Source organism: Mesorhizobium sp. 1B3 (assembly GCF_050958605.1).
Classification (GTDB): Bacteria; Pseudomonadota; Alphaproteobacteria; order Rhizobiales; family Rhizobiaceae.
In genome coordinates this window covers 199,654-224,865 of record NZ_JBJHDO010000009.1, presented here as the reverse complement: position 1 = coordinate 224,865, position 25,212 = coordinate 199,654, and the positions used below count along the sequence as shown (strand labels likewise).

Annotated in this window: 24 protein-coding genes and 3 pseudogenes; 12 read left to right on the top strand and 15 right to left on the bottom strand. The window is 61.8% G+C overall.

Features of this window, described 5'->3' with window-relative positions; all coding sequences use genetic code 11:
• Nucleotides 1-61: 61 nt before the first annotated feature.
• Nucleotides 62-1,171 (bottom strand): TRAP transporter substrate-binding protein, encoded by a 1,110-nt coding sequence (locus tag ACCO56_RS23335; protein WP_433643260.1) that lies wholly within the window; start codon nucleotides 1,169-1,171, stop codon nucleotides 62-64.
• Between the two features lie 162 nt (nucleotides 1,172-1,333).
• Between ACCO56_RS23335 and ACCO56_RS23330 the strand changes: the two genes are divergently transcribed.
• Nucleotides 1,334-1,492 carry a hypothetical protein gene (locus ACCO56_RS23330; RefSeq protein WP_433643259.1) on the top strand — a complete coding sequence of 53 codons (159 nt, stop codon included), beginning with the start codon at nucleotides 1,334-1,336 and terminating at the stop codon, nucleotides 1,490-1,492.
• A 14-nt stretch (nucleotides 1,493-1,506) separates the two neighbouring features.
• Here ACCO56_RS23330 and ACCO56_RS23325 read toward each other — a convergent pair whose 3' ends face one another.
• The 5 genes and pseudogenes from ACCO56_RS23325 to ACCO56_RS23305 all read right to left on the bottom strand — a co-directional run bounded on the left by ACCO56_RS23325 (nucleotide 1,507) and on the right by ACCO56_RS23305 (nucleotide 5,415).
• Entirely contained in the window at nucleotides 1,507-1,821 is a 315-nt protein-coding gene (locus ACCO56_RS23325; protein WP_433643258.1) for an EthD family reductase, read from the bottom strand.
• A gap of 202 nt (nucleotides 1,822-2,023) precedes the next feature.
• Nucleotides 2,024-2,371 (bottom strand): annotated as a pseudogene (locus ACCO56_RS23320) (IS5 family transposase); the annotation flags it as partial.
• Nucleotides 2,372-2,544: 173 nt separating this feature from the next.
• Nucleotides 2,545-3,516 carry a D-2-hydroxyacid dehydrogenase gene (locus ACCO56_RS23315; protein WP_433643257.1) on the bottom strand — a complete coding sequence of 324 codons (972 nt, stop codon included), beginning with the start codon at nucleotides 3,514-3,516 and terminating at the stop codon, nucleotides 2,545-2,547.
• A 4-nt stretch (nucleotides 3,517-3,520) separates the two neighbouring features.
• Nucleotides 3,521-4,339: an N-acyl homoserine lactonase family protein gene (locus ACCO56_RS23310; protein WP_433643256.1), complete on the bottom strand. Its 819-nt coding sequence runs from the start codon at nucleotides 4,337-4,339 to the stop codon at nucleotides 3,521-3,523.
• A 236-nt stretch (nucleotides 4,340-4,575) separates the two neighbouring features.
• A complete protein-coding gene (locus ACCO56_RS23305) occupies nucleotides 4,576-5,415 on the bottom strand; it encodes a GntR family transcriptional regulator (protein WP_433643254.1) in 840 nt (279 codons plus the stop codon).
• Between the two features lie 365 nt (nucleotides 5,416-5,780).
• Here ACCO56_RS23305 and ACCO56_RS23300 point away from each other — a divergent pair, with 365 nt between their 5' ends.
• The 6 genes from ACCO56_RS23300 (at nucleotide 5,781) to ACCO56_RS23275 (ending at nucleotide 11,662) form a co-directional block, all read left to right on the top strand.
• Nucleotides 5,781-6,542: an ABC transporter permease gene (locus ACCO56_RS23300; protein ID WP_433643253.1), complete on the top strand. Its 762-nt coding sequence runs from the start codon at nucleotides 5,781-5,783 to the stop codon at nucleotides 6,540-6,542.
• 4 nt (nucleotides 6,543-6,546) lie between these two features.
• On the top strand, nucleotides 6,547-7,338 hold the full coding sequence (locus ACCO56_RS23295; protein ID WP_433643252.1) for an ABC transporter permease: 792 nt from the start codon (nucleotides 6,547-6,549) through the stop codon (nucleotides 7,336-7,338).
• Between the two features lie 36 nt (nucleotides 7,339-7,374).
• Nucleotides 7,375-8,466, top strand: a complete 1,092-nt coding sequence (locus ACCO56_RS23290; RefSeq protein ID WP_433643251.1) for an extracellular solute-binding protein — start codon at nucleotides 7,375-7,377, stop codon at nucleotides 8,464-8,466.
• 71 nt (nucleotides 8,467-8,537) lie between these two features.
• Nucleotides 8,538-9,383 (top strand): creatininase family protein, encoded by an 846-nt coding sequence (locus ACCO56_RS23285; RefSeq protein WP_433643250.1) that lies wholly within the window; start codon nucleotides 8,538-8,540, stop codon nucleotides 9,381-9,383.
• Between the two features lie 15 nt (nucleotides 9,384-9,398).
• Nucleotides 9,399-10,484, top strand: coding sequence for an ABC transporter ATP-binding protein (locus tag ACCO56_RS23280; RefSeq protein ID WP_433643249.1), 1,086 nt, complete (start codon nucleotides 9,399-9,401; stop codon nucleotides 10,482-10,484).
• Between the two features lie 50 nt (nucleotides 10,485-10,534).
• On the top strand, nucleotides 10,535-11,662 hold the full coding sequence (locus tag ACCO56_RS23275) for a threonine aldolase family protein (protein ID WP_433643248.1): 1,128 nt from the start codon (nucleotides 10,535-10,537) through the stop codon (nucleotides 11,660-11,662).
• A 177-nt stretch (nucleotides 11,663-11,839) separates the two neighbouring features.
• Here ACCO56_RS23275 and ACCO56_RS23270 read toward each other — a convergent pair whose 3' ends face one another.
• The 4 genes and pseudogenes from ACCO56_RS23270 to ACCO56_RS23255 form a co-directional block, all read right to left on the bottom strand.
• Nucleotides 11,840-12,064: a hypothetical protein gene (locus ACCO56_RS23270; protein ID WP_433643247.1), complete on the bottom strand. Its 225-nt coding sequence runs from the start codon at nucleotides 12,062-12,064 to the stop codon at nucleotides 11,840-11,842.
• Nucleotides 12,065-12,256: 192 nt separating this feature from the next.
• Nucleotides 12,257-12,385: pseudogene (locus ACCO56_RS23265) on the bottom strand (ATP-binding cassette domain-containing protein); the annotation flags it as partial.
• A gap of 366 nt (nucleotides 12,386-12,751) precedes the next feature.
• Nucleotides 12,752-13,051: a LysR substrate-binding domain-containing protein gene (locus ACCO56_RS23260; protein WP_433643324.1), complete on the bottom strand. Its 300-nt coding sequence runs from the start codon at nucleotides 13,049-13,051 to the stop codon at nucleotides 12,752-12,754.
• Between the two features lie 313 nt (nucleotides 13,052-13,364).
• The gene (locus ACCO56_RS23255) at nucleotides 13,365-14,237 is read right to left on the bottom strand and encodes an isocitrate lyase/PEP mutase family protein (protein WP_433643246.1); all 873 of its coding nucleotides are present in this window, start codon (nucleotides 14,235-14,237) and stop codon (nucleotides 13,365-13,367) included.
• A gap of 151 nt (nucleotides 14,238-14,388) precedes the next feature.
• Here ACCO56_RS23255 and ACCO56_RS23250 point away from each other — a divergent pair.
• Both ACCO56_RS23250 and ACCO56_RS23245 read left to right on the top strand, forming a co-directional pair.
• Nucleotides 14,389-14,871: pseudogene (locus tag ACCO56_RS23250) on the top strand (NAD(P)-dependent oxidoreductase); the annotation flags it as partial.
• A 7-nt stretch (nucleotides 14,872-14,878) separates the two neighbouring features.
• Nucleotides 14,879-15,364 carry an NAD(P)-dependent oxidoreductase gene (locus tag ACCO56_RS23245; RefSeq protein WP_433643245.1) on the top strand — a complete coding sequence of 162 codons (486 nt, stop codon included), beginning with the start codon at nucleotides 14,879-14,881 and terminating at the stop codon, nucleotides 15,362-15,364.
• A gap of 5 nt (nucleotides 15,365-15,369) precedes the next feature.
• On the opposite strand, the gene ACCO56_RS23240 is transcribed toward ACCO56_RS23245, so the two are convergent.
• From ACCO56_RS23240 to ACCO56_RS23225, 4 genes are all read right to left on the bottom strand, one after another.
• Nucleotides 15,370-16,350 carry an NAD-dependent epimerase/dehydratase family protein gene (locus tag ACCO56_RS23240; RefSeq protein ID WP_433643244.1) on the bottom strand — a complete coding sequence of 327 codons (981 nt, stop codon included), beginning with the start codon at nucleotides 16,348-16,350 and terminating at the stop codon, nucleotides 15,370-15,372.
• A gap of 51 nt (nucleotides 16,351-16,401) precedes the next feature.
• Entirely contained in the window at nucleotides 16,402-17,298 is an 897-nt protein-coding gene (locus tag ACCO56_RS23235) for an NAD(P)-dependent oxidoreductase (protein WP_433643243.1), read from the bottom strand.
• A gap of 14 nt (nucleotides 17,299-17,312) precedes the next feature.
• On the bottom strand, nucleotides 17,313-18,788 hold the full coding sequence (locus tag ACCO56_RS23230; RefSeq protein WP_433643242.1) for an aldehyde dehydrogenase: 1,476 nt from the start codon (nucleotides 18,786-18,788) through the stop codon (nucleotides 17,313-17,315).
• 77 nt (nucleotides 18,789-18,865) lie between these two features.
• Nucleotides 18,866-20,014 (bottom strand): 2-methylaconitate cis-trans isomerase PrpF family protein, encoded by a 1,149-nt coding sequence (locus ACCO56_RS23225; RefSeq protein WP_433643241.1) that lies wholly within the window; start codon nucleotides 20,012-20,014, stop codon nucleotides 18,866-18,868.
• A gap of 153 nt (nucleotides 20,015-20,167) precedes the next feature.
• Between ACCO56_RS23225 and ACCO56_RS23220 the strand changes: the two genes are divergently transcribed.
• The 3 genes from ACCO56_RS23220 (at nucleotide 20,168) to ACCO56_RS23210 (ending at nucleotide 23,495) form a co-directional block, all read left to right on the top strand.
• Entirely contained in the window at nucleotides 20,168-20,866 is a 699-nt protein-coding gene (locus ACCO56_RS23220) for a GntR family transcriptional regulator (RefSeq protein WP_433643240.1), read from the top strand.
• A 228-nt stretch (nucleotides 20,867-21,094) separates the two neighbouring features.
• Nucleotides 21,095-22,597, top strand: a complete 1,503-nt coding sequence (gene tcuA, locus ACCO56_RS23215; protein WP_433643239.1) for an FAD-dependent tricarballylate dehydrogenase TcuA — start codon at nucleotides 21,095-21,097, stop codon at nucleotides 22,595-22,597.
• Nucleotide 22,598: 1 nt separating this feature from the next.
• Nucleotides 22,599-23,495 (top strand): MmgE/PrpD family protein, encoded by an 897-nt coding sequence (locus ACCO56_RS23210; RefSeq protein ID WP_433643238.1) that lies wholly within the window; start codon nucleotides 22,599-22,601, stop codon nucleotides 23,493-23,495.
• A gap of 95 nt (nucleotides 23,496-23,590) precedes the next feature.
• Here ACCO56_RS23210 and tcuA (ACCO56_RS23205) read toward each other — a convergent pair whose 3' ends face one another.
• Nucleotides 23,591-25,078: an FAD-dependent tricarballylate dehydrogenase TcuA gene (gene tcuA, locus ACCO56_RS23205; protein ID WP_433643237.1), complete on the bottom strand. Its 1,488-nt coding sequence runs from the start codon at nucleotides 25,076-25,078 to the stop codon at nucleotides 23,591-23,593.
• Between the last annotated feature and the right edge of the window lie 134 nt (nucleotides 25,079-25,212).

The window sequence follows — 25,212 nt, the reverse complement described above, 5'->3', positions numbered from 1 at the left end:
GGAAAAGCGCGGTGGGTAAGAATCCGGCGGGGATGCTGAATCTCTTTCCTGCGCCGGGCGACTACCCTTTCAAAGCCCGCTGCAGGTAAGTGTCCAATGGCGTCTCGGCGATGCTGAACCACGTGTTTATATCGGCTCTGAATTTCTTCCAGGGCTCATACATCTTTCGAAAATCGGCGTTCGCCTGAGCCAGCTCATCAAGCGTTTCGTTGGTGATCCTGAAACATGCGTCCATGATATCTTGGGAAAAGGGGCGCAATTGCGCGCCCCGAGCCACAAGGCGACGCAGGGCATCGAGGCTCTGCCCGTCGTAGACCGCAAGGCAGCGTTGCGTCGCTTCCGCTGCCGCCGCATGGACGATCGCCTGATAGGTTTCGGGGAGTTCATCCCACTTGTCGCGATTGATGAAGAGGTTGGTGACCGTTCCGCCTTCCCACCAGCCGGGATAGTAGTAGTACTTGGCCACGTCCACGTAGCCGAGCTTCTCGTCATCAATGGCCGAGATCATCTCGACGGCATCGATCGTGCCACGCTCAAGCGCCTGATAGGTGTCGCCGGGAGCGATCTGCTGCGGAATCACACCAAGTCGCGAAAGTATCTCGCCACCCAGCCCTCCCACCCGGAACTTGAGGCCACGAAGATCGTCGAGATTGTTGATCTCCTTGCGGAACCATCCGCCCATCTGAGCCGCGGTCGTGCCGAGCATGATGTTGCGGACGTTGTACTGGCTGAAGAACTCGTCGAGAAGTTCCCCGCCTCCGCCGGTGAGCACCCACGCCTGATGCTGTCGTGTGTTGAGGCCGAATGGCAACTGGCATCCGAACGCGAACGCGGGGCTCTTGCCAGTATAGTAGTAAGAGGCCGTGAACGCGCATTCGACCGTGCCGTCCTGAGCTGCGTCGAGCGCTTGCAAAGGGGGCACGAGCTCGCCCGGGAGGAAGATCTGGATATTGAACTTTCCGTCAGTAGCCTCCTTCACCCTTGTGGTGAACACCGTCGCCGCAGTGTCTATACCGACCAGCGCTTTCGGAAAACTCGACGTCATTCGCCAGTTTACGACGGGATTGCCCTGCGCCACCGCTGGAGCGCTTATCCCCACCGCAGCCGGAGCCGCCGCCAACGCGGTCAAGGCCTTGCGCCGGCTGATTCCTTTCCCGATACGCTTCTCCACTACGCAATCCTCCCGGTTTTTCGATTGCGAAGGAGATAGCAGTCTCGTCGGTGAGGCTAAAAAGAATTCTCCTCACGTGCGGTGTGGGTATTTTTCATCTCTGAAGTGAGGTGTTCACCCATTTTGGCGACTAGAACGGAAAAATCGACGTCTCCTGGATTAATGCCTTCAAATAGGACCTCGGGCAGGCCAACGCCGTTTGGCGCGTTCGTTGTCTCGTCGTGCCCCTCAATCGTCGACCGGTTCGGCACCGGCTACGTCACCATGGATCAGGTGCGCCAGCACTACGCCGATCCCGGAAAGTTCAACGGCTACGCCTGACGCGCCAAAGCCCCCTACCCTTCAACGACTTCGCTGATCTGCACGATGGGGGCGATGTCCGTATAGTTGGCGACGTCCGCGGCGATCTCCGCGCGGTGGGGACCCAACGCCTCCTGGAATGTCGCCAGGCTCGGCGAATAGACGTGGCACGCCGCGACGAACTCCGGCGCGCTTCCAGGTTCGCGACCCGCGAGGCCCTTATCGATCTCGTAGCGCAGGCAGGCATCGCCGAGCCGTTCCTCGATCAGTGGCATGTGGCGGGTGCGGTAGTAGTCGTGATCGAACTTCGAGCCGCCATCGGCCGGATAGTAGACGCTCATCTTGATCATGGTCGGGCTCCTGCCTGAACGCCTCTCCGAGCGTTCGATGGGCCTTTCTAGCTCACCGACTCGTAAAGCGCATCCAGATTTGGCTGAGCGAGTTTGACGAGAGCAAAGTAGTTTTCGCTGTGCTTTTCGAAGCGGGTGGCGACGGTACGGAAGTGATTGAGCTTACTGAAGAATCGTTCGACGAGGTTGCGGTATCCGGCGCGCCCCCATTACCGTTGGCACCATGCTGGTGAACCCGGCTCGACGAGCTGTCGATCATCTGCACGTCGTCATCGTAAGCGCTTGATGCAGCATCGAAGATGCCGGTCCCATACGCCCGCCTTGCGCCATCTGACTAAGCGGTTGTTGCAGGTCGTATACAGGCCATAGCGCTCGGGGATGTCCGCCCACGGCGAGCCGGTCCGAAGACGCCAGTGAATCCCCGTTCAGAACACGCCGGTTATCAACCCGAGGCACCCCGCGCGGCTTGCTCGGTAGCAGCGGCTCGATCCACCGACCACTCGAAATCCGTCAACTCGTAGCGGGCTGGCCCATCAGCTGCTCCCTTCAAGCAGCTTGAATCATGTCCTTGCAGCTACCGCCGGCAGTTTATGAGTGCGTGACCCTTTAGACCTGCTCTTGCTGGGCGCCGCGGGTTGGTGTGCGGACCTGTGCTGGCGATATGCGCTGGTTTACATACCGGCCGCTGATCGCGCTCCGATAGCCAATGATTCAAGTCGACTATCAGATCACGAGGTTTCGTGGCTCGCCTGTATGCCAAGCCTCGATGTTTGCGATCAGTTGTTCCGTTAGCTGAGCAACTGCGGTTTTGCTGGCCCAAGCAACGTGAGGCGTCAAAATGAAATTTGGTTGGTGTAGCAGCTTCATATAGGGATGATTGTCCGGCATCGGCTCTTTCGCCACAACATCGAGGGCAGCGCCCGAAATCCTGCCGTCCTTCAAAGCTTGAACGAGCGCCGTCTCGGAGATGAGGCCACCCCGCGACGTGTTGATCAGCAGCGGCCTCTGCAGCATCAGATCGAAGTCGGCTTCGGCGATCATATGCTTCGTCGCTGCAGTCAATGGGGCATGAAGCGTGATCACGTCGCTGGTTCGGAGCAGATCGTCGAACGGCGTGTAGAGCGACCCCATCCCGCTGCGGCCCTTGTGCGCGGCAAAAAGGATCCGCATGCCGAGCGCTTCCGCAATCCGGCCTACCGAGCGGCCGATCATGCCGTCACCGATGATGCCTAAGGTTTTCCCGTTCAGATCCTCGATTGGATAGTCGAAATAACTGAACTGTTCAGACTTCGCCCAACCACCCCGTGCAACGGAATTGCAGTAAGGTACGATGCTGCGCGACAGCGCCAGCATAAGCGCGATCGTATGCTGCGGAACCGAATTTTCGGAATAGCCGCGGATATTTGACACGGCGACGCCCATCGCGGCACAGGCTCCCAAGTCGACGATGTCGGTCCCCGTCGCCGCGATCGCTACAAACTTGAGCTTGATGGCAGTCGAGAGATCAGCCTCAGTCAATCGAACTTTATTCGTGATGACAACGTCCGCGTCGGCAATCCTCTCGCGCGTGTCGCCGGCCGCAGTCTTGCCGTGCTCGATCAGAATATGCGGAAAATTCGGTGTGCGAAGTTTCGCGATCGGCAACGTGTCGCGGTCAAGCGCAACAATTTTCAGTTTCTGGGTTCCAGATACCATTCGTCTATCCATCCAGCCAGACCGCGGGCGGCCTCAGTGGGCCTTCATGTAGACGCGCGATCCACCCTCGTGTTTCGGCTGAGAATGCCGGAAAGATTTCCATCACCTCGGGATCGTGGCCGGGCACGATATGTTCCGGGCGGGAGGCGAGCTCGTCGATGGTCCGGTAGCCATCCAGTATATCCGGAAGGCAATCAATCACCGGGTAGACCCTGCGCGACTGGAAATGCGCGTAGAAGGGGATGGCGTCGGATGCCAGAACCAGCGTGCCTCGCTCTGTCTCGACCGTTACGGCCTGCAGGCCGCGGGAGTGGCCGCCGATCCTGTGCACCCCGACCCCCGGAGCCACTGTGCCCGGGCCCTCATGGAAGTTGACAAGGCCGGCATAGACCCGCCGCACCATGGCTGCCACATCCTCGACATCGTAGGGCGAGCGCACATGCGCGTGGCACATGCAGCGACCGGTTGCGAAAGCCATTTCAGCGTCCTGCAGATGGTAGCGGGCGTTGGGAAAAAGCGTCCCGTTTCCAGCGTGGTCGTAGTGCATATGCGTGACGATGACGTCTTGAACCGCTGCTGGATCGATCGCCAGCGCGCGAAGGCCGGCTTCGACAGGTTTGAGGAGCGCACGCCGCCGCCGGTCCGCGCTGGCTTGGTCGTAACCGGTATCAACGACGATCACGCGGCCGGCGCTGCGGATAACCCAGACGTAGTAGACGAGGGGCATACTACGATCGGCGATGACACCGCCGATGAAGTTACCCGACGCTTGCCGGTCGACCCGGCCGAAGGCGATCGCATAGACCTCGTAGTGCTGGCTCAAGGCAATTCCCTTCTCATGCGGCTTTCGTAGAATGCAAAGGGATGGATCTCGGATCGAACGCAGGCAACGGCGACTTGCTAGCGATTATATACGAAGCCTTCTTGGCAATTATCATCACCAGCGTTCGCTCACCTTGCGCTGCCGACGTCAAAGATGAATTAGTCGAACACCTCTTGGTTGTTGAGAGACGGCATGGTAGGCGCGCGAGCGGGTTGCCGGAAGGAGCGGTGACGCCATCAGCTTATCTCGTTCAGATATTTGAAATTGTCCGTCACGGCGCGATGCTGGCCGATCAGCACGGCTTCCCCGGTCTGGTTATAGGCCACCTCATCGATGACCAGCACGGCGAAGTTGCCGGCACGGTTCAACGTTTCGCGGTCGTTGTCGGTCGCCAGGGCTGCTGAAAGCTTCTCGCGCTGCGCCGTAATCCGGATGCCGTACTTTTCGAGGAAGTGGATGGCGAGGGTTGGCGGTATGTCGGCCTCGGTCATGATGTCGGGGGCGAGCTTGGCGGGAAAGACCACGATGTCGTGCATGACCGGCGTATCGTCGACCAGCCTGACGCGCTCGAACTTATGTACCTCGTCATCCGGTCCGAGATGGAGAACCTCCTGCTCGCGCTTATCCGCCTTGCGCCTCAGATAGCCGAACACCTTGCTGCGTGAACGCGCAAGGGTGTCGCCTGGGCCGTGCAGACGGAAGTAATGGAAGCTGTCCTGCAGCCGCAGCTGGGGAATACGTCCGGTCACCACGGTTCCGGTGCGCGGACGGCGCGCGATCAGTCCGTCCGCCGCCAAATCGGTCATTGCGCGCCGAACGGTTCCAACCGCAACACCGAGCATCTGGGCCAACGCGCCTTCATTGGGAAGAACCGACCCCGCCGGCCATGTCCCGCCGGATATCATCTCAATCATTTCGCGGCGGATCTGTTCGTGCAGCGGCGCGGGCTTCGCCCGAGACAGTGTCGGATTTTTCGCACGGGACGCGGCCTCCGCGAGGGTTGTCCCCTCGGGCGGGTCCATCGCCATGCGGCCGGACAACGCAAGCTTGCGGCGAACTCCACGCTGGCGGTTCATCCACTCCTCCGAACTCTGAAGCACTAGCCCGATTCATATAGAGAAAATATTTCACGTCAATCGATCATCCACTCGAGAGACCGGCGCTAGAGACAAAAATTGCTGATAGAAATCGGTATGTTAACCCCGATCTTTCCGCGCTTTTCCTGCAGTCCGAACCGGATTGACAAATTCTACAAAGAATTGTTAGGTCGCCTTCAAGGGAACAGAAATGAGATCGAACCCATATGGCGATGGGCGTTTCGAGCCAGAAAATTAGCCGTGTTAGAGAGCACGGCCGCAAGGCCGTCCGACTTGGGAAGCCTACCACGCCTCTATTGGTCGTGCCGCTTTTGTTCCTGCTTCTGCTGTTTTTCGTGGCGCCCATGGCGCAGACGATCTCGACCAGCTTCAGTACCCACGACGGGTCGATCTCGCTGCTCCAGTACGTTCGCTTCTTCAGTGACACCTTCTATCTGCGCGGAACCCTCACCACGTTTCGCGTTGCGACCGAGACGACCGTGGTCTGCGTGGTGCTGGGCTATCCCCTCTCCCTGCTTATAGCGCGGGGTACCCCTCTGCAGTCGCAGATATTGATGATCGCAACAATCATTCCATTGATGGTCAACGTCGTCGTTCGGGCTTACGGCTGGACCATCATTCTCGGGCGAACGGGCATCGTAAACACGAGCCTGGTGTCCGCCGGACTGATCGATGCCCCGTTGCGAATTCTCTATAATGAATTCGCGGTGGTTCTGGGTTCGGTTCACGTCTTCCTGCCTCTCCTCGTATTGCCCTTGCGCGCTTCGATTGAAAAGATCGACAGGCGCACCGAGGAGGCGGCGCGGACGCTCGGCGCCAACAGCCTCCAGGTTTTCTTCCGCATCACCTTGCCACAAAGCCTGCCGGGGCTCGCGGCGGGCGCCGTCATGGTGTTCTCGCTGACCGCCAGTTCCTTCGTCATCCCAGCGCTGCTCGGCGGCGACTTCGTCAAGATGCTCGGCCCGCTTGCTGAGGAACAGTTGCTCAGCGTGTTCGACTGGGAATTCGGCGCGGCGATCGCCGTGATCCTCACCGTCCTGATCGGAGTTGTTGCCGGGACGGTCGCCTTCATTTCGGGCAAGTTCATCCGGATCGGCAGGGATTGATGCGATGAGCGGCACCAACTTTCTCCAGTCGTGGTTGCTGACCGGGCTTTTCGTCTGCTTTCTCACCGCGCCCATCCTGTTGCCGGTGCTCATGTCCTTCTCGGACAGTGCTATTCTCGCTTTCCCGCCGAACGGCTTCTCGCTGCGCTGGTACGAAAAGATCCTCGGTGACGGCGAATTTCTTGCTTCGCTTTGGCTCAGCGTGAAGCTCGGGCTGATGACGACCCTCATCTCACTGCTGTTCGGCACGGCAGCGGCTTTGGGCCTGAGGCGGATGCCAGGCGTTTACGGCTCGCCAGTCCGCATCTTGCTGATGTCGCCGATGGTCATGCCGACGCTTGTGACGGGCATCGCGCTGCTGCAGTTCTTCAATCGCATGAACTCGAACGCGGCATTCACCCATCTGCTGATCGGGCACGTCGTGGTGACGGTGCCTTATGTGGTGCGCACAGTCACGGCCTCGATCCAGCAAATGGTTCCCGGCATAGAGGATGCAGCTCGAACCCTCGGCGCGAACCCGTTGTCCTGCTTCTGGTACATCACGCTTCCGCAGATAAAGCCGGGCATCCTTGTCGGCGGCATCTTCGTCTTCATCCTGTCCTTCGACAACTATCCGGTTTCGATGTGGCTGGCCGACGCCCAGAACATGCCACTTCCGCTCACCGCCTACCGATACATTCAAAGGTTTTTCGACCCGACAGTCGCGGCCATCTCCACGGTCATGATCGTCATCTCGCTTATAGCGGTCGTCGCGATGGAGCGAGTCGCGGGGCTACAGAACGCCTGGAGCAGATAAGCACGTCGTTTCGCCGTCAGAACAAGGGGAACTAACATGACCAATGTGCCATTCAGTCACCTTTCACGCAGAACGATCCTTAAGACGGGAGCGGCCGCGTCGACCACTCTGCTCGCGCCAAGCCTGCTCGGCCAGAGGGCCTGGGCTCAGGGTCAGGAGATCTATGTCGGCATCTGGGCCGGCGCGCAGGGCGAGTACATCGCCAGGAAGATCGTGCCGCAGTTCGAGAAGGACTACCAGTGCAAGGTCCATCTTGAGGAGGGCAACACGCTGGGGCAGGTGGCCAAGGTCCGCGCGCAGAAGGAAAATCCGCAATTCACCGTCATGTTCGTCGACGATTTCGCGGTCGACATGCTGAAGCAGGAAGATCTGCTCGCCCCGATTCCTATTTCCGATACCAAGAACATCAAGAATGCCGACCCGCGTTACATGCTGCAGGACGGCTACGGCGTCGGCATCGCCGTGTCGATCTCGGGCATGTTCTACAATCCGCAGACGACGAAGCGCCCGGAAAGCTATGCCTCGCTCTGGCTGCCGGAGTACAGCAAGAACATCACGCTTTCCAGCATCAAGACTACTGGCGGGCTGCACTTCGTCATCGCCGCGTCGGCGGTCGCCACCGGCAAGCCGCTGCTGGAAGCGCAGTACCATGCCGCTGAAGGCTTCAAGAAACTCGCCGAACTGGCGCCGAACGTCCTCAACCAGTTCACCACGCCGTCGCAGGCCGCCAGCCTCGTCGCCCAGGGTGAAGCGGGCGTCGGCGGACTCGCCTACAGCAAGTGGGTCTACAGTTACACCCGCGAGGGCGCGGCCGTTGACATGACCTATGCCGAGGAAGGCTCGTTCCCAGGCGTCAACGCACAGGTTCTGGTGAAGAACAGCCCCAACCAGGACCTCGGTGTCGCCTTCATGGACCGCATGCTCGACCCGACAGTTCAGCAGGGCATTTCTGAATTTGCGCTGACTGCGCCGACTGTCAAGAACGTCAAGTTCGACGACGAGATCCTGAAATACATTCCGTATCCCCCCGAAGAGCTCGACAAGCGCGGCATCAAGGAGCCCGACTGGACACATTTAAACAAGGTCCGGGGAGAGTGGGTAGAGGAGTGGAACCGCGTCTTCTCCTGAACCGCCTTAATCCAATGCGTGGATAGCGGACGCTGCCATCCGCGTTACCGCAGTTTTTACAAGGACGAACAATGCCAGACGCCGCAGCTGTCCGTAAGATATCTCCCTGGATCCATGAGAGGAGCTGGCCGCAGATCGAGCAGTTCCTCAAGGACGGCCACGACACCGTTCTCATCCCGATCGGCGCGACCGAACAGCATGGAAAGCATATGCCACTGATGGTGGACACGGCCTGGGCCATTGCCACCTGCGAGGCGACGGCAGCACTTTGCGACGTCCTGATTGCGCCACCAATGCATCTCGGCTGGTCGAGCCACCACATGGGATATCCCGGCTGCGTGACACTGCGACCGGAAACTCTGACTCAAGTCGCCATCGATATGGGTGAGAGCCTGGCCTATCACGGCTTCAAGCGGATCATCTTCGTCAACGGCAACCGCATCGCCAACCTGCCGCCGCTCGATATTGCCGCCGCCAAGCTGCGCGGAAAGACCGGCGCATTCATTGCAGTGGCGGACGTTAGCCAACTGGCGAAGGAAGAGTTTAATGAGATCAATGAATCGCCGCCCGGAGGCCTCGGCCATGCCGGTGAATCCGAGACAGCATTGATGCTGGCATATCGCCCCGAACTGGTGGACATGAGCCAAGCTGTAAGCGCGACCTTGCCGCCCAGGCGATGGGCTCCACATGTCAACTCCGAAACCCGTGTCGACGGCAACCGCATCAACATTCCGCACGATGTCGACACCTTCACGGCGTCCAACAAAGCGATGGGCGGCACAATGGGCGATGCCAAGGCGGCCACTGCCGAAAAAGGTGTGGCGATGATCCAGGCCCTCAGCCTGAATCTGGCGGAGTTCGTCAAAGAGATTTCAACACGGCCGGTCACGTTGAAACCGCTAGATATCCCACTCTGACGCTGGAGGACTGCGATGTCTGCGGATCTCGAACTGCGCAGGGTCAGGAAGCAATATGGCGACGTCGTCGCCGTGGACGACATCGACCTCTATGTCGAGCACGGCAATCTCGTGTCGTTCCTTGGCCCCAGTGGCTGCGGCAAGACCACGACGCTGCGAATGATCGCGGGTTTGACCCAGACCACCGCTGGCGAGATCTTCGTCGGCAGTGAGCCGGTCAGCCGTAAACCGGTCCATAGACGCAATGTCGGCATGCTGTTTCAGAGCTATGCCTTGTTTCCGCATATGAACGTCGCGGCCAACGTCGCTTTCGGCCTCAAGATGCGAGGGATCAAGGGGGCGCCACTCGATCGCGCCGTCGATGCGGCAATGGATAAGGTCGGTCTTCTAGCTATGCGTGGCCGTTATCCCGATGAACTGTCGGGAGGGCAGCAGCAACGCGTGGCCCTGGCCCGTGCGCTGGTCATCGAGCCGGCCATCCTTCTGCTCGACGAGCCGCTCGGCGCACTTGACCGGCAATTGCGCCAGTCGATGCAGATCGAATTGAAGGCCCTGCAGAAATCGCTTCAGATCACCACGGTCGTCGTCACTCACGACCAAGAGGAAGCGCTTGTGCTGTCTGACAAGATATCGGTGATGAACAACGGGCGCATCGAACAATACGCATCGCCGAGCGATATCTACCAGCGGCCGCAAACGGCTTTCGTAGCGCGGTTCCTGGGCACGACCAATGCCTTCGAAGGCCGTATCGTACGCTCAGACGCCGAGCGGGTTTTGGTCGACATCGGCGGCCCGGTCATCGCTGCCTTGCCGAATACCGCCGTCGAGGCAGGGTCGAAGGTGCTCGTCGCGATACGTCCACAGGACATCGACCTCTTCTGGTCGGGAGAGGCACCTGGCGATGGTGAGAACAGCTTCCCGGTTCTGCTGAAGGAGAGACTCTTCCGCGGCAATGAATCGGACTACCTTTTCGCCAGCGATGCCGGACTGACGTTCACCGTATCCCAATCAAATAGGGTGGCGGACCTTCGGCGGGGCGATTGCACCGCTCAGGCGACGATCAACTTTCCGGCAGCCGCTGCGCGCGTCATCGCACTCTGAGCGTTCGATAGCTCCGTCGCGAGAATGACAGATCATTGAGAAAGAATAACATGACCGCTTCGCCTACTGCCTGGAAGATTGATCTTCGAAGCGATACCTCTACTCGTCCCTCCCCCGCGATGCTCAAGTGCATGATGCATGCCGCAGTCGGCGACGAGCAGATTGCCGAGGACCCGACGACCCGGCATCTCGAGGAGCGTGTCGCGCATGAACTCGGCCAGGAAAGCGCAATCTTTCTGCCCACCGGCACCATGTGCAACCAGATTGCTTTCCTGGTTCACTGCCGGCCGGGCGATGAGATCGTCGCGTCGCGTCTCGCCCACATAGTCACTTCGGAAGGCGCGGGCGGGGCTGCGCTTGCCGGAGCTTCCATCCAGACCATTGACACCAGGAACGGCATCTTCACCGCCGACCAGTTGCGGCACGGGGTTCGTCCGCAGCGCGACCGGTCGCCAAGAAGCCGAGTTGTCGTCATCGAGCAGACCTCTAATCGCGGCGGCGGCGCCGTCTGGCCTCTTGACGTCGTCAAATCGATCCAGCGCGAAGCCCGCTCCCTTGGTCTGGCTGTCCATATGGACGGCGCTCGCCTCTTTAATGCAGTCGTCGCCGCCGAGGTGGAATTGGACGACTTCACCCGGGAGTGCGACAGTGTCTGGGTCGACTTCACCAAAAGCCTCGGCTGTCCGTTCGGCGCCGTGCTGGCCGGCTCGGCGGATTTTGTCAAGCAGGCTTGGAGATGGAAGCACCGTCTCGGCGGCGCCATGCGCCAGTCTGGCTTCATGGCCGCGGCATGCCTTTATGCCATGGACAACAACGTAAGGCGTCTGGCGGACGATCACGCCAACGCCAAGCGTTTTGCAGAGGGCATCCAGGGCCGGTCCGGCATCATGTTGGCCTTCCGCGACATCGAAACGAACATGGTCTTCGTCGATCTGTCCGAGACCGGGGTTTCAGCGGAGAATCTGTTGAACGAGCTGGCCCCCCAGGGGATACGCCTGTCGATGGAAGGTCAGCATCTTTTGCGTGCGGTCACGCATATGGACGTTTCGACCGACGATGTTGCCGTCGCAGCGAATGCTTTGGTCGCCGCAGTGGAGAATATCCAGAGCAGGACGCACGTCGTTCGCTCCCCCGAGCATTTCAAGCCGTCTACGCGTTTGCCGGCTCGAACCACCTAGCCGGCATTCGGTCCGTCACACAGCGCAAACCCAACGGGCCCAGCTGATCCTGCCGGCTGAAACCACGGATGCAGGAATTAGGGAGGCAATGGGCAGGAGCCGGTCGCGGCGAATTGCATTAGCGCCTGCCGACGACGAGGACACGCTTAAAGGCAATCGGACGGCGCGCAATCGGCATCAGGCTGTCCAGGCGCGGCTCATTGCGGACCCAGCCACCGTCCCCATTAGCGAGCGTTCGCGCTGAACGCTTCGCGCGTCTTCCATGCTGCGATCATAGAGTACAATCTCGGCGCCAATCTCCTGTGTGCGGCGTCGCTTGGTCTCGAGAGCATCGGACCGCATAGGCACGACCGATGGGTCGCCGAGCAGGCGCGCGGCCGTGAGGCGCTGATTCCCGCCCATCCTTAGTTCCTCTTCGCGAGCAACGATTGATTCTACTGCGTTACGTTGCTTGCTACGAGTGCAAATGCGTTGATCGACGTTGTCGATTGTCCGTGGACGATGGGCCACGAGAATCACGGTCTTTTCCGCGCAGAGTTCGGCAATGGCGAGCCGAATATCGTACTCATTGTCTGGAATCGATGCCGTCACTTCGTCCAGCAGCAGGATTGGCGCATCCTTGGGGATGGCTCGGGCAATTGCAATGCGCTGACGCTCGCCGCCAGGCAGCCGCGAACCGCCTTCGCCGACGATAGTCTCGTAACCGTGCTCAAGTGCGGCGATGAAATCATGACACCGCGCCGCCCCCGCGGCGGGCTCCTCTTCATTGCCGCTCGCCTAACTTGCCGATTTCGATATCGGCAGCGACGGTGTCATCGAATGGATGGTGTCCCGAAACACAGGGGCGAACAGCCGCGCCCTCATATCGAGAGACATCTGCCGCGCTATACGCCCCTCATCGGGATCCCAGAACCGCCACATGAGGACCAGGATCGTTGACTTGCGGATCCGGACGGGCCGGTCATCGCCTGGATCAGGCCGGGGCGGAACTCGAAGAGCGATGATTCCCTCATCAGCCTGCCCGCTGCGCCAAGCTCATCCGTTCTTGGCACGGACCGGAAGGTAGGGCGGCCGCCGAACCCAGGGACATCATCCGGCACTTTCGAATTTCTCTGTGTCGAGGGAGCTATGAACCACGCCTGGAATAGCGCGCAGCAATGGGACCGCAAAGTCCGTGAATGCACGGACAACCGGACGCATGAAGCGGGCCGACGGGTATACGAGAAAAGCCTCCGTCGGTCGGACTTCGTATTCCGTAAGTACATGGACGAGGTGTCCGTCCGCTAGCTCATCGTTGACCAAGAGCTGCTGAACTGGGCCAGCGGCATGACCCTGCACAAGGGTCGAGGTGAGTACATCCGCACTATTGGTGCGCAACACGGAACGCACCAAGATGTCCAGGGTATCCCCGTTTCTGCTTCGAAGCGAGAGTACGTCGCGCTTCGCGAGCTAGCCTCCCAGCCCGGGCGTTCGTGTAGGACGAACCTAGCGCGCCTCCACCTAATTTAGGGAGCGCCTATTGTGGCACCGACGTTCCTCGTGCTCATGTCGTTATAAATGCTACCATGGCGTGTTAACCTCACGCTCGGGGAGAGCCGCTACCGCGTGCAGACTGGAAGTCCGTCAATTGTACGCGATAAACGATCTCTCGTCGGAGCCCTGGAAATGACAAGGAAGCTAACTGGCAGCCCCATGAAGCCTTCTAGATCCCCGGCACGCGGTAGCGCTGCTCCAGCGCGTCCCAATAAGGCTTCGCGACGGTTTCCTGCCGCTCCGTGAATGTCGCAAGCAGGTGCTCGCCGCCGGCGGCGGTGCCGTGTTCGGTCAGGTGTGTGAGAGCCTGGTTCGCGCTGCGAATCGTCGCCTGCAGAATCAGGTTTGCGTAGAGGACGATCGAGAAGCCCATCTCCTTCAGACGATCCCTTCCAAGATCAGGAGTTTTACCGCCGAAAACTATGTTCGCTACCTGTGGCACCGATAGCCGTGTCGTAATGGATGCGAGTTCCTCAACGCTCACCGGCGCCTCGACGAACGTCGCATCGGCGCCGGCTTCGACATAGGCATGGGCCCGCTCGAGTGCGGCCTCAAATCCTTCCACTGCCCGTGCGTCGGTCCGCGCGATGATCTGAAGATCGCCGTCCCGGCGCGTGTCGGCCGCCGCTTTGATCTTCTCTATCATCTCGGCGGCGGGGATAATCTCTTTCCCGTTGAAGTGGCCGCACTTCTTCGGAAAGACCTGGTCCTCCATCTGCAGGCCGGCTGCGCCGGCCCTTTCCAGCAGTTGAACGGTGCGGACAACGTTCAGGGCGTTGCCGAAGCCGGTGTCGGCATCGACGATGAGGGGCAGGGTGGTAGCGTCGCTGATGGCCGCCGCGACTTCCGCGACTTCCAAGACCGTTGTCAGGCCAATGTCCGGCGCGCCCAGATGCATGTTAGCCACGCCGGCGCCGGTGACGTAGATGGCCTCAAAGCCGCGCTGCTCAATTATCCGAGCAAACATCGCATTGGGTGTGCCGGGAACGAGGACGGCATCCCGCCGGCCGAGCATCTGCTTAAGTCTGGTGGTATTCCGCATCGGTATCTAGCCTGTCGCATCCAGTTATACAAATGTGTCTACAATCTACAGTCATCATTGAGGCGGCGCTAGTCTGCTGATACGATTTCTCGTCCGATCGCAAGGAGCGGCGTCAACGCCGCAGCGGCAGGCACCAAGGGAGGCAGCGACCGTGCGTGTGCACATTCTCGACGACTACTTCGACACGCTGCGCACCCTGCCGAGCTTCGCCAAGCTGGCCGGCCACGAGGTCACGGTCTGGAATCGGCGCGCCCGCGACGAGGACGAACTGGCGGAATGGATCGGCGACGTCGAAGCACTGGTCTTGATGCGGGAGCGCACGCCCCTGCGGTCCAGCCTGATACGCCGCTTGCCCAAGCTGCGCCTGGTCAGCCAGCGCAGCGTCTACCCGCACGTCGACGTGGGCGCGCTGACCGAGCGCGGCGTTCTGCTCTGCTCCAACATGCACGAGGGCAGCCATTGCGCGGCCGCCGGGGAGTTGACGTTCGCCCTCCTGCTTGCGGCGATGCGCGACCTGCCCGGCCAGATCGCCTCGGCGCGGGCAGGGGGCTGGCAGAGCGGCGTCGGCCGAACCCTCGCCGGCCGCACACTCGGTCTCTACGGATATGGCCGCATCGGGCGCGCCGTCGCCGGCTATGCGCGTGCCTTCGGCATGCGGGTCGTCTGGTGGAGTTCGGCTGAGGGGCGGGCACGGGCAGTCGCGGATCGCGAGCCGGTGGCCGTCAGCCGGGGCGGATTTCTTCGCGCGCTGCGATGCTGTCAGCCTGCATCTGCGGCTGAAGCCGGAGACCGCTGGCATCGTCGCGCTGAACGACCTGATGGCGATGCGTCCGGACTCGGTGCTGATCAACACGTCGCGCGCCGGCCTCATCGCGCCGGGGGCGTTGCTGAAGGCGCTGGACGCCGGTCGGCCCGGCATTGCGGCGCTCGACGTTTTCGAGCACGAGCCGGTCACCGATCCGCGCGATGCGGTGATTTCGCATCCGCGAGTGATCCCGACGCCGCATATAGGTTACGTCACCGAAGACGAACTCGACGTCCACTTTCATGACATCTACGACCAGATCAACGCCTTCGTGGCCGGACGACCGACCAACGTCGTCAATCCGGCAGTCCTCCGCGCCTGAACGGTTCAGGCGCTCTGGCCGCGCCGCCAGCGGATCAGGCGTTCGATGCCGTCCTCGATCGATACTTGTGGCGTCCAGCCGATCATGCGGCCGATCTTATCGATGGAGAAGTCCAGGGTACTTGATGTCGTCAGCCGCAACCCGTCGCCTTCGGCATAGACCGGCTGCAGATCCGAGCCGATCTGGCGGGCGATGATTTCGAACAACCGGCGAAGCGACGTGGCCTTGCCGCTGGCCACATTGAAGCTCTCGCCCGAGACTTCGCTCTCCATGGCCATCACATTGGCCCGCGCCACATCGGCGACGTGGACGTAGTCGTGAACTTCGCTGCCGTCGCCGGGGAGGCGGGGCCGTTCCCCCCGGACGAGCTTGTCGTAGGTGTCAATGATGTAGAGCGCGTTGATGCCGCGATAGTGCTGGCGCTCGCCATAGACGGTTGCATAGCGAAGCGACACGGACTTGATGCCGTAACGTTCCTCATAGAGCTTGCAGAGGTTCTCGCCCACCATCTTCGACGCCGCATAGAGCACGGTGGCCGGCCCCATCGTGTGTGAGCGATAGGCAGCGTCCTCGTCGATGAGGCCCGGTTCGGGATCGCCGTAGACGGCGATCGACGATGAGAACACGACCTTCTTCACGCGCCGGTAGCGGCAGGTGTCCAGCACGTTCATGTGGCCGCGAATGTTTACGTCGAGCCCGAGAGCGGGGTTCTGGCTCAGGGGCAGCGTGAGGAAGCCCGCCACGGCGAAGACACCGTCCACGTCTTCCAGGGCGTCGTACAGTTCGTTGACGCGGGTGATGTCGCCTTTGACCAGCCGGACGCGCGCATCCCTGAGCTGTTCACGAACTACGTCCGGCGAGCTGAGCGAGTAGTTGTCGAACAGCACGACTTCACGTGCGCCGCCTGCAAGAAGCTGGTCCGCGATGTGCGAGCCGATCAGGCTCGCGCCCCCAGTCACCACAAATCTGCTGCCCCTGGTTTCCACCGTCCCCTCCTGATGCTGCTGCCCGCCGGGCCAACTTTGGTCGCCGCCGAGTTATCTGCCGCGGTCCATCTTCTGGTACATGTCGAGCAGAGCAACGACGTCTCGGCCGCCATAGCCCTGCGCCAGCGCCAGGGTCATCAGCTCGCGGACGAGCGACGCCGCCGGCATCGGCTGCCGCAGGTTTCTCGCTACCTCGAGCGCGAGCGCCACGTCCTTTTCGCCAAGTTCCATCTTGAAGCCCGGGTCCCAGTTCGACTGGAGCGCGTTCGGGAACCGCTTGAGAAAGTGATGGGACCGCCCGCCCGATTGGGCGAGGGCGTCGAACAGCGCCTGCGGCTCGACACCTGCCGCAGTACCGAGAGCGAAGGCCTCGGCGGCAATCAGGATGTTGCCCATGGACATGACGTTGTTCACGAGCTTCACGGTCTTGGCGGTGCCGACGGCGCCGGTCCGGAGCTGAGCCTCCCCGAGCGCGTCGAGCACCGGCTTCGCGCGTGCTACGTCATCGTCGCTGCCGCCGAGCATCAGCACCAACTTGCCGGACGCGGCCTCGTTGGGGCCGCCGCTCACCGGGGCGTCGACGACAGAAAGTCCCCGACGTATGCAGGCTTCGCCGATTGTCTTCATCGTCTCAGCATCGATTGTGCTCAGCTCTATGCAGACGGCACGACCGAGGTCGTGCGCAAGGATGCCGTCTTCCCCGAGCCAGGCGTCCCGCGTAATCCGCGAATTGGGCAGGCTTGATAGGACGAAATCCTGGCCCTCGATGGCCTCTTTCAGTGCGGAGGTGACCGGCACGCCCTGCGCGGCGGCAGCTTCGCGGCTCGCCGCGCTAACGTCATAGCCCGTGACGCTAAATCCCGCGCGGACCAGCGTGAGTGCCATCCCACCGCCCATCTGGCCGATGCCTACCAGTGCAACTCGCGCATTCATGCTGTTCGTCTCCATCGTGCAGAGTCGGTTCAGTTCTTGATTGCGAACGGATCGCGCTTCTCGCCGGAGAAATCGATCATCACGTTCTTGGTCGTCATGAATTCGAGGATGCCGGCTTCGCCGCGTTCTCGTCCGAAACCGCTTTCCTTTGTGCCTCCGAACGGAGCTTGGGCAGCGACCATACGGTAGGTGTTGACCCACACGACCCCGCAGCGCAGGCGTGGGATGGTCCGCATCGCGCGCGAAAGGTCCTGGGTCCAGATGCCTGAGGCTAGTCCGAAGGGGATGTCGTTGGCGATAGCGACCGCTTCGTCCTCCGTGTCGAATGCGATGATCGACAGGACTGGCCCGAAGATCTCGTTCTGGGCCACCCTCATCCCGTTAGTAACGTTGGTGAAGATGGTCGGCTCGATGAACAACCCGGTCTCAAGTGACGGACCGGAGGCGCGCCGTCCTCCGGCGACCAGAGCCGCGCCGTCCTCCCTGGCGCTCGCGATGGCCGCCATGATGCGTTGGAACTGCGGCTCGTTCGCGGCGGTGCCCATGTCGGTCGAGGGATCGAGCGGATCGCCGAGCCGTATCCCGCCGGCGCGTTCGACCAGTCGCGAAATGACCTCGTCATGAACCGACCGCTGCACGAGGAGGCGCGAGCCGGCGATGCAGGTCTGACCGGTGGCGCCGAAGATGCCGGCCAGCGCGCCGGAGATCGCCCTGTCGAGATCAGCATCCTCGAAGATGATGTTCGGCGACTTGCCGCCCAGTTCGAGCGTCACCGGCTTCAGCTGTTGTCCGGCCATCGCCGCGATGATGCTGCCCACATGCGGGCTGCCGGTGAAGCTGACCTTAGCGACGCCGGGATGGCGCACGATCGCCGCACCGACCTCGCCGGCACCGGTCACGACGTTGACGACCCCTTTAGGAAGCCCTGCCTGCTCGAAGATCCTGCAGAGCTCGAGCGTAGTCACTGAAGCATGTTCGGAGGGCTTGACGACGGCACAGTTGCCGGCGGCAAGGGCTGCCGGCAACTTGTTGCTGAGCAGGCTGAGCGGGGAGTTCCAGGCGGTGATGACGCCGATGACGCCGTATGGCTCGCGCGTCGCGTAGTCGAGGATGCCCGGCTGATCGAGCGGGATCACACTTCCGAACAGCTTGTCGGCATAGCCCGCGTAAAAGCGGAAGAGACGAGCTACAAACTGCATCTGCGAACGCGTCTCGCGGATGATCTTACCATTGTCGGTCGATTCCAGCCGGGCGAGTTCCTCCGCATTGGCGACGACCAGGTCGGCGATGCGGTGCATGATTTCCGCACGCCGGATGCCGCTCATGCCCCGCCAAACACCCTCATGCGCCGCGACGGCGGCACGAACGGCGGCATCCACCTCGCCGGTAGTCGCTTCGCGCAGGGTCGCCCACGGCTTCTGCGTGTAGGGATTGAGGGATTCGAATGTCGGACCCTGGCCTTGGCCGATCCATTCGCCATCGATGAAAAGTCCATAATCGCGCATCGCCTGTCTCCACCAGCGGTGGCACCCTCGCTGGCGGCGAAAGGATTGTCAACAGTTGACTTTCTTCATGCGCGATTTTAGCCGTCTGCTCCAGGAACAAGGACGTGTCCCTCGAACAGACGTCGCGCGGTTCGGTACACCGCACAGTGCGTGGCGTGCGGCTGCCCATCCCGTTCCGTCACCTCTGCATCGACCTCCAGCGTCCCCGAGGGATGTCCGGCGCGAATGGAGCCGTCGTGCGTACCGGCGAGCCGGTGCGGCAGTGTACCCGGGGTCCGCACCGCAACGGCGAGGCAGAGCGCGCCAGTCAGGGGGACTGCTCGATGCGGGATACCCATCGAGATCATTCTCACCGAGATTTCGTGGTCCTCCCGGCCGATCATGCGGCCGGAGATGGTGATGTAGTCCGTCGGTTTGCTGACGATTGCGACCTTGGGAATGCTCGGAACGCGGCCGGCCTCGTCCTCGTTCGGCGCGATTCCCATTGCGACGGCGGCGCTGCGTCGGACAGATTCGAGCGCAGCAAGGCACGCGTGGTCGTCATCCAGCGTCGATGGCAGTTCAATACCCAGCTTGCCGATCGATTGCGCCTCGACAAAAACGCATGGATTGGCGGCGTCGATCATCGTCGCGCGGATTATTCCAAGTCCGGGGACCTGGAGGTCGCTTTCGGCCTCGCCCGCCGGCAGCAGGCGTCCGGTCCCGGCTCCACCCGGATCGAGGAACTCGAGCCTTATCGGAGCGCCGGTCCCGGCCACGCCGTCGATCGATTGCGAGCCGGAAACCGCAGCCTTGCCATCTTCGACCGGAAAGCGGGAAACGATGATCTTGGACGTGTTGGTGTTGTGAATGCGAATGGTCGCCATGTCCCCACTGCACGGCGGAGCAAAGCCTTCATCGAGGGCGAAAGGACCTATCGCGGACGACATATTCCCACAGTTGCCGCTGGTGTCGACGAGGTCGTCCTTGATCCCGATCTGGAAAAAGCTGTAATCGAGATCGGCGTCGGGCCGGCTTGACGGGCCGACCACGCACACTTTCGACAGGGACGACACGCCGCCTCCCATCCCGTCGAGCTGGCGTCCGCTCGGATCGGGCGAGCCCATAGCTGCGAGGAAGAGCGGGGGCCATTCAGAGGTATCAGCCGGCAGGTCGTCGCGCCGGAACACGAGTGCCTTGGATGTGCCTCCACGCATGAAGGCGCAAGGGATTCGTCGGTAGACCATGGCTTTACTCCGGGTGCAGTGTTGCATCTTTCAACAGTTAGATCAGTTGATGTCAACAATTTACAGTTTGAGAGTGCAACCGTCTGAGAAATGCATTAGATTGATCAACATCGTCGCTGGTTCTCAGGACAGGGCCTCGTGAAGGAGCGGGAATTGACAGATAGCTTCAGCACCAAAGTCGTGCCGAAATCGTTGGTCGACGCGGTGACCGAGCGGCTAGAGGCCGCCATCATCGCCGGTGAGCTCGCGCCAGGCGAGCGTATCCGCGAACAAACGCTCGCGGCGTCGCTCGGGGTCAGCCGGGGTCCCCTGCGGGAAGCTATCCGTCGACTGGAGGGGCGCAGGCTCCTCGACCGCAAGGCCAATGTCGGCGTGAGCGTGGCGATGCTCTCGCCGGAACGTCTCGACAATCTCCTGACGGTGCGCGAGGCGCTTGAGGGGATGGCTTGCCGACTGGCGGCCGAGCGGATGAGCGACCAGGAGCTCAAAGAACTGGTAAAGCTGCTGGATACGCACGCTCGCAAGCGCGACGTTGCAATGGGGCAAGGCTACTATCAGGAATCCGGAGACTACGATTTCCATTTCCGTATCGCGACCGCCTCGCGCAACGAGTTGCTGGCTTCGATCGTGAAGGGAGACCTCTACGATCTGCTACGGGTCTATCGTTACAAGTCCTCGACCATGACTGGCCGCGCCGCGCAGGCGCTGGACGAGCACAGGGCGATCGTCGACGCGCTCGTCTCGCGCGATCCGGATCGGGCCGAGGCCGCGATGCGGACGCATATCCGCAACGCCCGCCTGCACGCCCAAATGGCGTTGAAGAAGGCTGCGGCGGAGGCGGCCGAGACCTGACTGCCCGGCGCGGAGCAGCGCGCCCGGCAAGTGCCTTCCCTGCGTCCTGATCGATGGGCGTGATCGTTCCGGCTGCCGTGATCCTTGTCGCGGTAGTCGTACGTTTTCTCCCCGGGCAATTACCCGCGAGCGGGCTATAGCTCGTACCTCTGTAAACTGTTGACATTCGGCAGTTGATGATTTCACATCCGGCGGGTTCGGAGAAGCGGATCGTCTGGAGGAAGTCGAATGTCGCACTATGACGTAATCGTGGTTGGGGCCGGGAATGCCGCACTGGCAGCAGCGGTCTCCGCGAGAGAGAGTGGGGCTGAACGCGTCGTTGTTCTGGAAAAGGCCCCGCGCGAAATGCGGGGCGGCAACACGCACTGGAGCGGCGGCGTTTTGCGCTTCGCCTTCAACGACCCGCGTGAGATCGAGCCTCTGGTGCCGGACGCCGAGAACGAGATCGAAGACTTCTATGGCGGCATCATGCCCTATTCGAAGTCGGATTATCACGGCGACCTGATGCGCGTGACCGCAGGGCGGACCGATCCTGTCCTGTCGAAGATCCTCGTCGACAATTCGAAGGACACGGTGTTCTGGATGAACCGAGTCGGCAAGGTTCCCATGGAGCCGGCGCTGACCCTGTCCGCGGTTCGAAGGGGCAACAAGGTAATTTGGGCCCGCGGCCTGGTGGTGCGTGCGAAGCACGAAGGCGTCGGCCTGTCTCGTGCATGGTTCCGAACCGCCGAGGAGATGGGCGTCGAGATCCGCTACGGCGCCGCGGTCCGTGGGCTTGAAATCGACGCTGGCGGCAGGGTCTGCGCCGTGAGGGTCCGCGACGGCAAAGGCATGTCGGTCGTCGAGGGACGCAGCATCATACTCGGCTGCGGCGGCTTCGAAGCCAATGTCCAGATGCGTACCCAGCATATCGGACCCAACATCGGCGGAGCGAAGGTGCGGGGCACGCCGCACAATCAGGGTGATGGGCTGAGGATGGCGATGGACGTCGGCGCGCTGCCGTGGGGCCAGTGGTCGGGCTGCCACGCGACGCCAATTAGCGCCGACTGGGGCGAATTCGCCCCGCGCGAGATGACCGACAGGTCCAACCGCCTCAGTTATGTCTACTCGGTGATGCTGAACCGCAAGGGGCGCCGATTCGTCGACGAAGGCGAGGATGCAGCGCTTTTCACCTATGCGAAGTTCGGGCGCGCTATCTTGGCCGAACCGGGAGCCAAGGCCTGGCAAATCTTCGACAGTAAGGTCCTTCATCTGCTCGAGCCGCGCTATTCGACGTCGCAACCGGTCGTCGCGGCTAGTCTGGACGACCTGGTTCGCAAGCTCGACTTCGAGGATCCGGACAAGGCTCTCCGCACGCTCCGGGACTACAACGCTCACGCGCGCGACGAGAGCGAGGGCTTCGATCCCGCCGCCAAGGATGGATTGGCGACGAGACCCGGAATGTCGCTGCCCAAGACCAACTGGGCGCTGAAGCTCGATAAGCCGCCCTACCATGCCTACAGCGCGACTGGCGGCATCACCTTCACCTTCGGCGGTCTCAAGATCACCGAGTCTGCCCAGGTGGTAGGCACGGACTGGCGCCCCATAGAAGGGCTCTATTGCTGCGGCGAGATGGTCGGCGGGCTGTTCTACGACAACTACCCCGCAGGAACCGGTCTCGTATCCGGCGCTACGTTTGGCCGCATTGCTGGTCGCAGCGCTGCCCGGGATGTACTGAAGGCGGCCGCCTGAGATGGTGGATAGCATCGTTCAGGCCATTTGCGAGACCGATCATGCCTGGCTGACGGAAGACGCCCGCTCGGGCGCCACCGCGGTGATCATCGGCACGTTGGGCCTCGCTCTCGCCGGTTCCTCCTGCCCGCTTGCGGGTGAGATCATAGCCGCCATCTCGCCAAGGACCGGACCGTCGACCATCTTCGGCGGAGATCGGGGCGTCGCTGCGATCGATGCAGCGTATCTCAATGCCGTTGCCGCCCGAACGCCGACCGAAAGCGAAGAAACGATCGCCTGGCTGGACCGCAGCGCGGTGCCCATGGTGACGGCGCTCCTGTCGCTCGGCGAGGCGCGGCAGACAGACGGCGGGCGCCTGGTCGAAGCCGTCTGTGCCGGACTGCTGGCCCTGGACCGCTTAGTCGCGGCCTCCGAGGCCGTCGCCGTGGCGGGCGGCTGCGCGCGGATGCTGAACCTCGATGCAGATCGCGTCGCCAATGCGTTGAAACTGGCGGCCGCACTGCAGCCGTCATGTCCGGTTGCGCCGAACCCCGTCCTGGTTTCGCTCAGGGCGGGGGAGGCCGCGCGCGCCGGGTTGCTCGCCGCATCGCTTGCGGCGGGCGACGTCATATCCGATCTGGCGCTGGCGGACGTCCTTCCGGGCAGCCGGGTCCCTGTGCCGCCACCTTCCCCGTCTTCGCTCTTCGGCTGGTTCGAGCATGTCACCGCGTGCGTGCTCCCGGCCGATAACGTCGCGATCCTCTTCGAGCGTCTGGAGACCATCGATGCCGCCGCCAATCTGGCCGACATCGGCCGGCTGCTGCAGACCGGCGCCAAAACACCCTCCCCCGGGTCAGTCTTCTCGAGGGTTGATCTGGCGGTTGCCGACTATCTCGTCGAGACCCAGTGGGTCCCCTGACTTTATCCGGAGTGTTTGTCCGGATCGGATGCTCCGGGCAAAGGGAATAATGCTCGGCGGACTGCGGCGCCGGCACGGCCGGCGCCGCAGCTTGGTCAGGCGACGCCCCGCGCGTATGCCGAGGCGCTCTCGCCGGCCAGCTTGCCGAAAACGGAGCCTGACATCAGCCCGGTGCCGCCGGGATAGTTCTCGTAGAACAGCCCGCCGACCAATTCGCCGGCCGCATATAGGCCGGGGATGGACTGATCGGTCATATCCTGGACCTCGCCCTGCGTGTTGATCTGCAGGCCGCCGAAAGTGAAGGTGATGCCGGTGGTCGTGATAAAGGCGACATAAGGCGGCTTGTTGATCGGCAGCGCCCAGTTGGATTTGCGTGGCACGATCCCGCGCGTGCCCTTGCCGTCCAGGATGGCCGGGTTGTAGGTCTCCGGCCCGCATGCCTCGTTGAACTCGCGGACCGTACGGACAAGCGCGTCCCGATCGAGTTCCAGCCCGTCGGCGAGCTCCTCGATAGTGTTCGCCTCGAGCTTGGTCACCTCCTTGATACGATATTCATCGCGCAGCATCGCCACAGTCTGCTGGTCGAAGATCTGAATGGCGGTGCGGCGCGGCTGCTTCATAATCTCGCGGCCGAACTTCGCATAAGTGAGGTTGCGGTAGTTCTCGCCTTCGTCGACGAAGCGCTGGGCGTCGAGATTGACCATGATGCCGAGCGGGTAGGAGTGCTTCTGGAAGTTATCGAGCACCCATCGGTCGCCGTAAGGCGGAGCCGAGATGTCCCACTCGCAGGCATGGCAGCTCGACCAGTTGCCGTAGGGTCGCGCGCCGATCGCCAGAGCCATCTGGATGCCCTCGCCCATATTGTGGCGCGTTCCGCGCACCCGGCACAGGTCCCATCCCGGGCCGAGATAGCGGACGCGCATCTCCGGGTTCGATTCGAAGCCGCCGCATGCAAGGATAACCGCCTTGGCCGATATTTCCTCATAGCCGGATTTGGTCCGGACCTTAACGCCGGTAACCGTGCGGTCCTGGCTCTGCAGCAGGGCGATGGCCGCCGTCGAGTAACGAATTTCGATGCCGAGTTTTTCCGCGCGTGCCAATTCCGCCTCGACGAGTCCGGCGCCGCCCCCGACCGCTTCGATATTCACACCGCCGTAGAAATGGTGCTTTCCGTCGACGACGTAGGACTGACGCCCGAACATCGGGACGAAACGGATGCCGTGCGACCGGAGCCAACCCATCGTCGGCCGCGACCGGTCGATCAGTATATGCGCCAGATCCTCATCGGCTTGGTGGTGCGTGATTTCCATGAGCTGGTCGTAGAAGAACTGCCGGCTGTGGGACGGCAGCACGATCTGGTTGCGCTCCGCCTCGGAAAGATCCGTCAGAATATCCCTGGAGACGTCTTCGAGACCCTCATGCACAAAACGGAACCCGCCTGCGGTGAAGTAGGAATTGCCGCCCTTCTCGTCCTCGGGCGCGCGCTCAAGAACAAGAACTCTCGCGCCGTTCTCCCTGGCCGACAGGGCTGCGCATAGCGCCGCGTTACCGGCGCCAACCACGATCACATCATATCGATCCAACTGAACCTCCTTGTACAGGGCAGGCCCCGTGTTAAGGTGTCGACAGTTTTCAGTCAACGACAAAAGAAACCTCGGTTCCCCAGCCAGAATTAAATTGTCACCAGCCAACTGTTGACAATCCGGAAGCTGGGTGA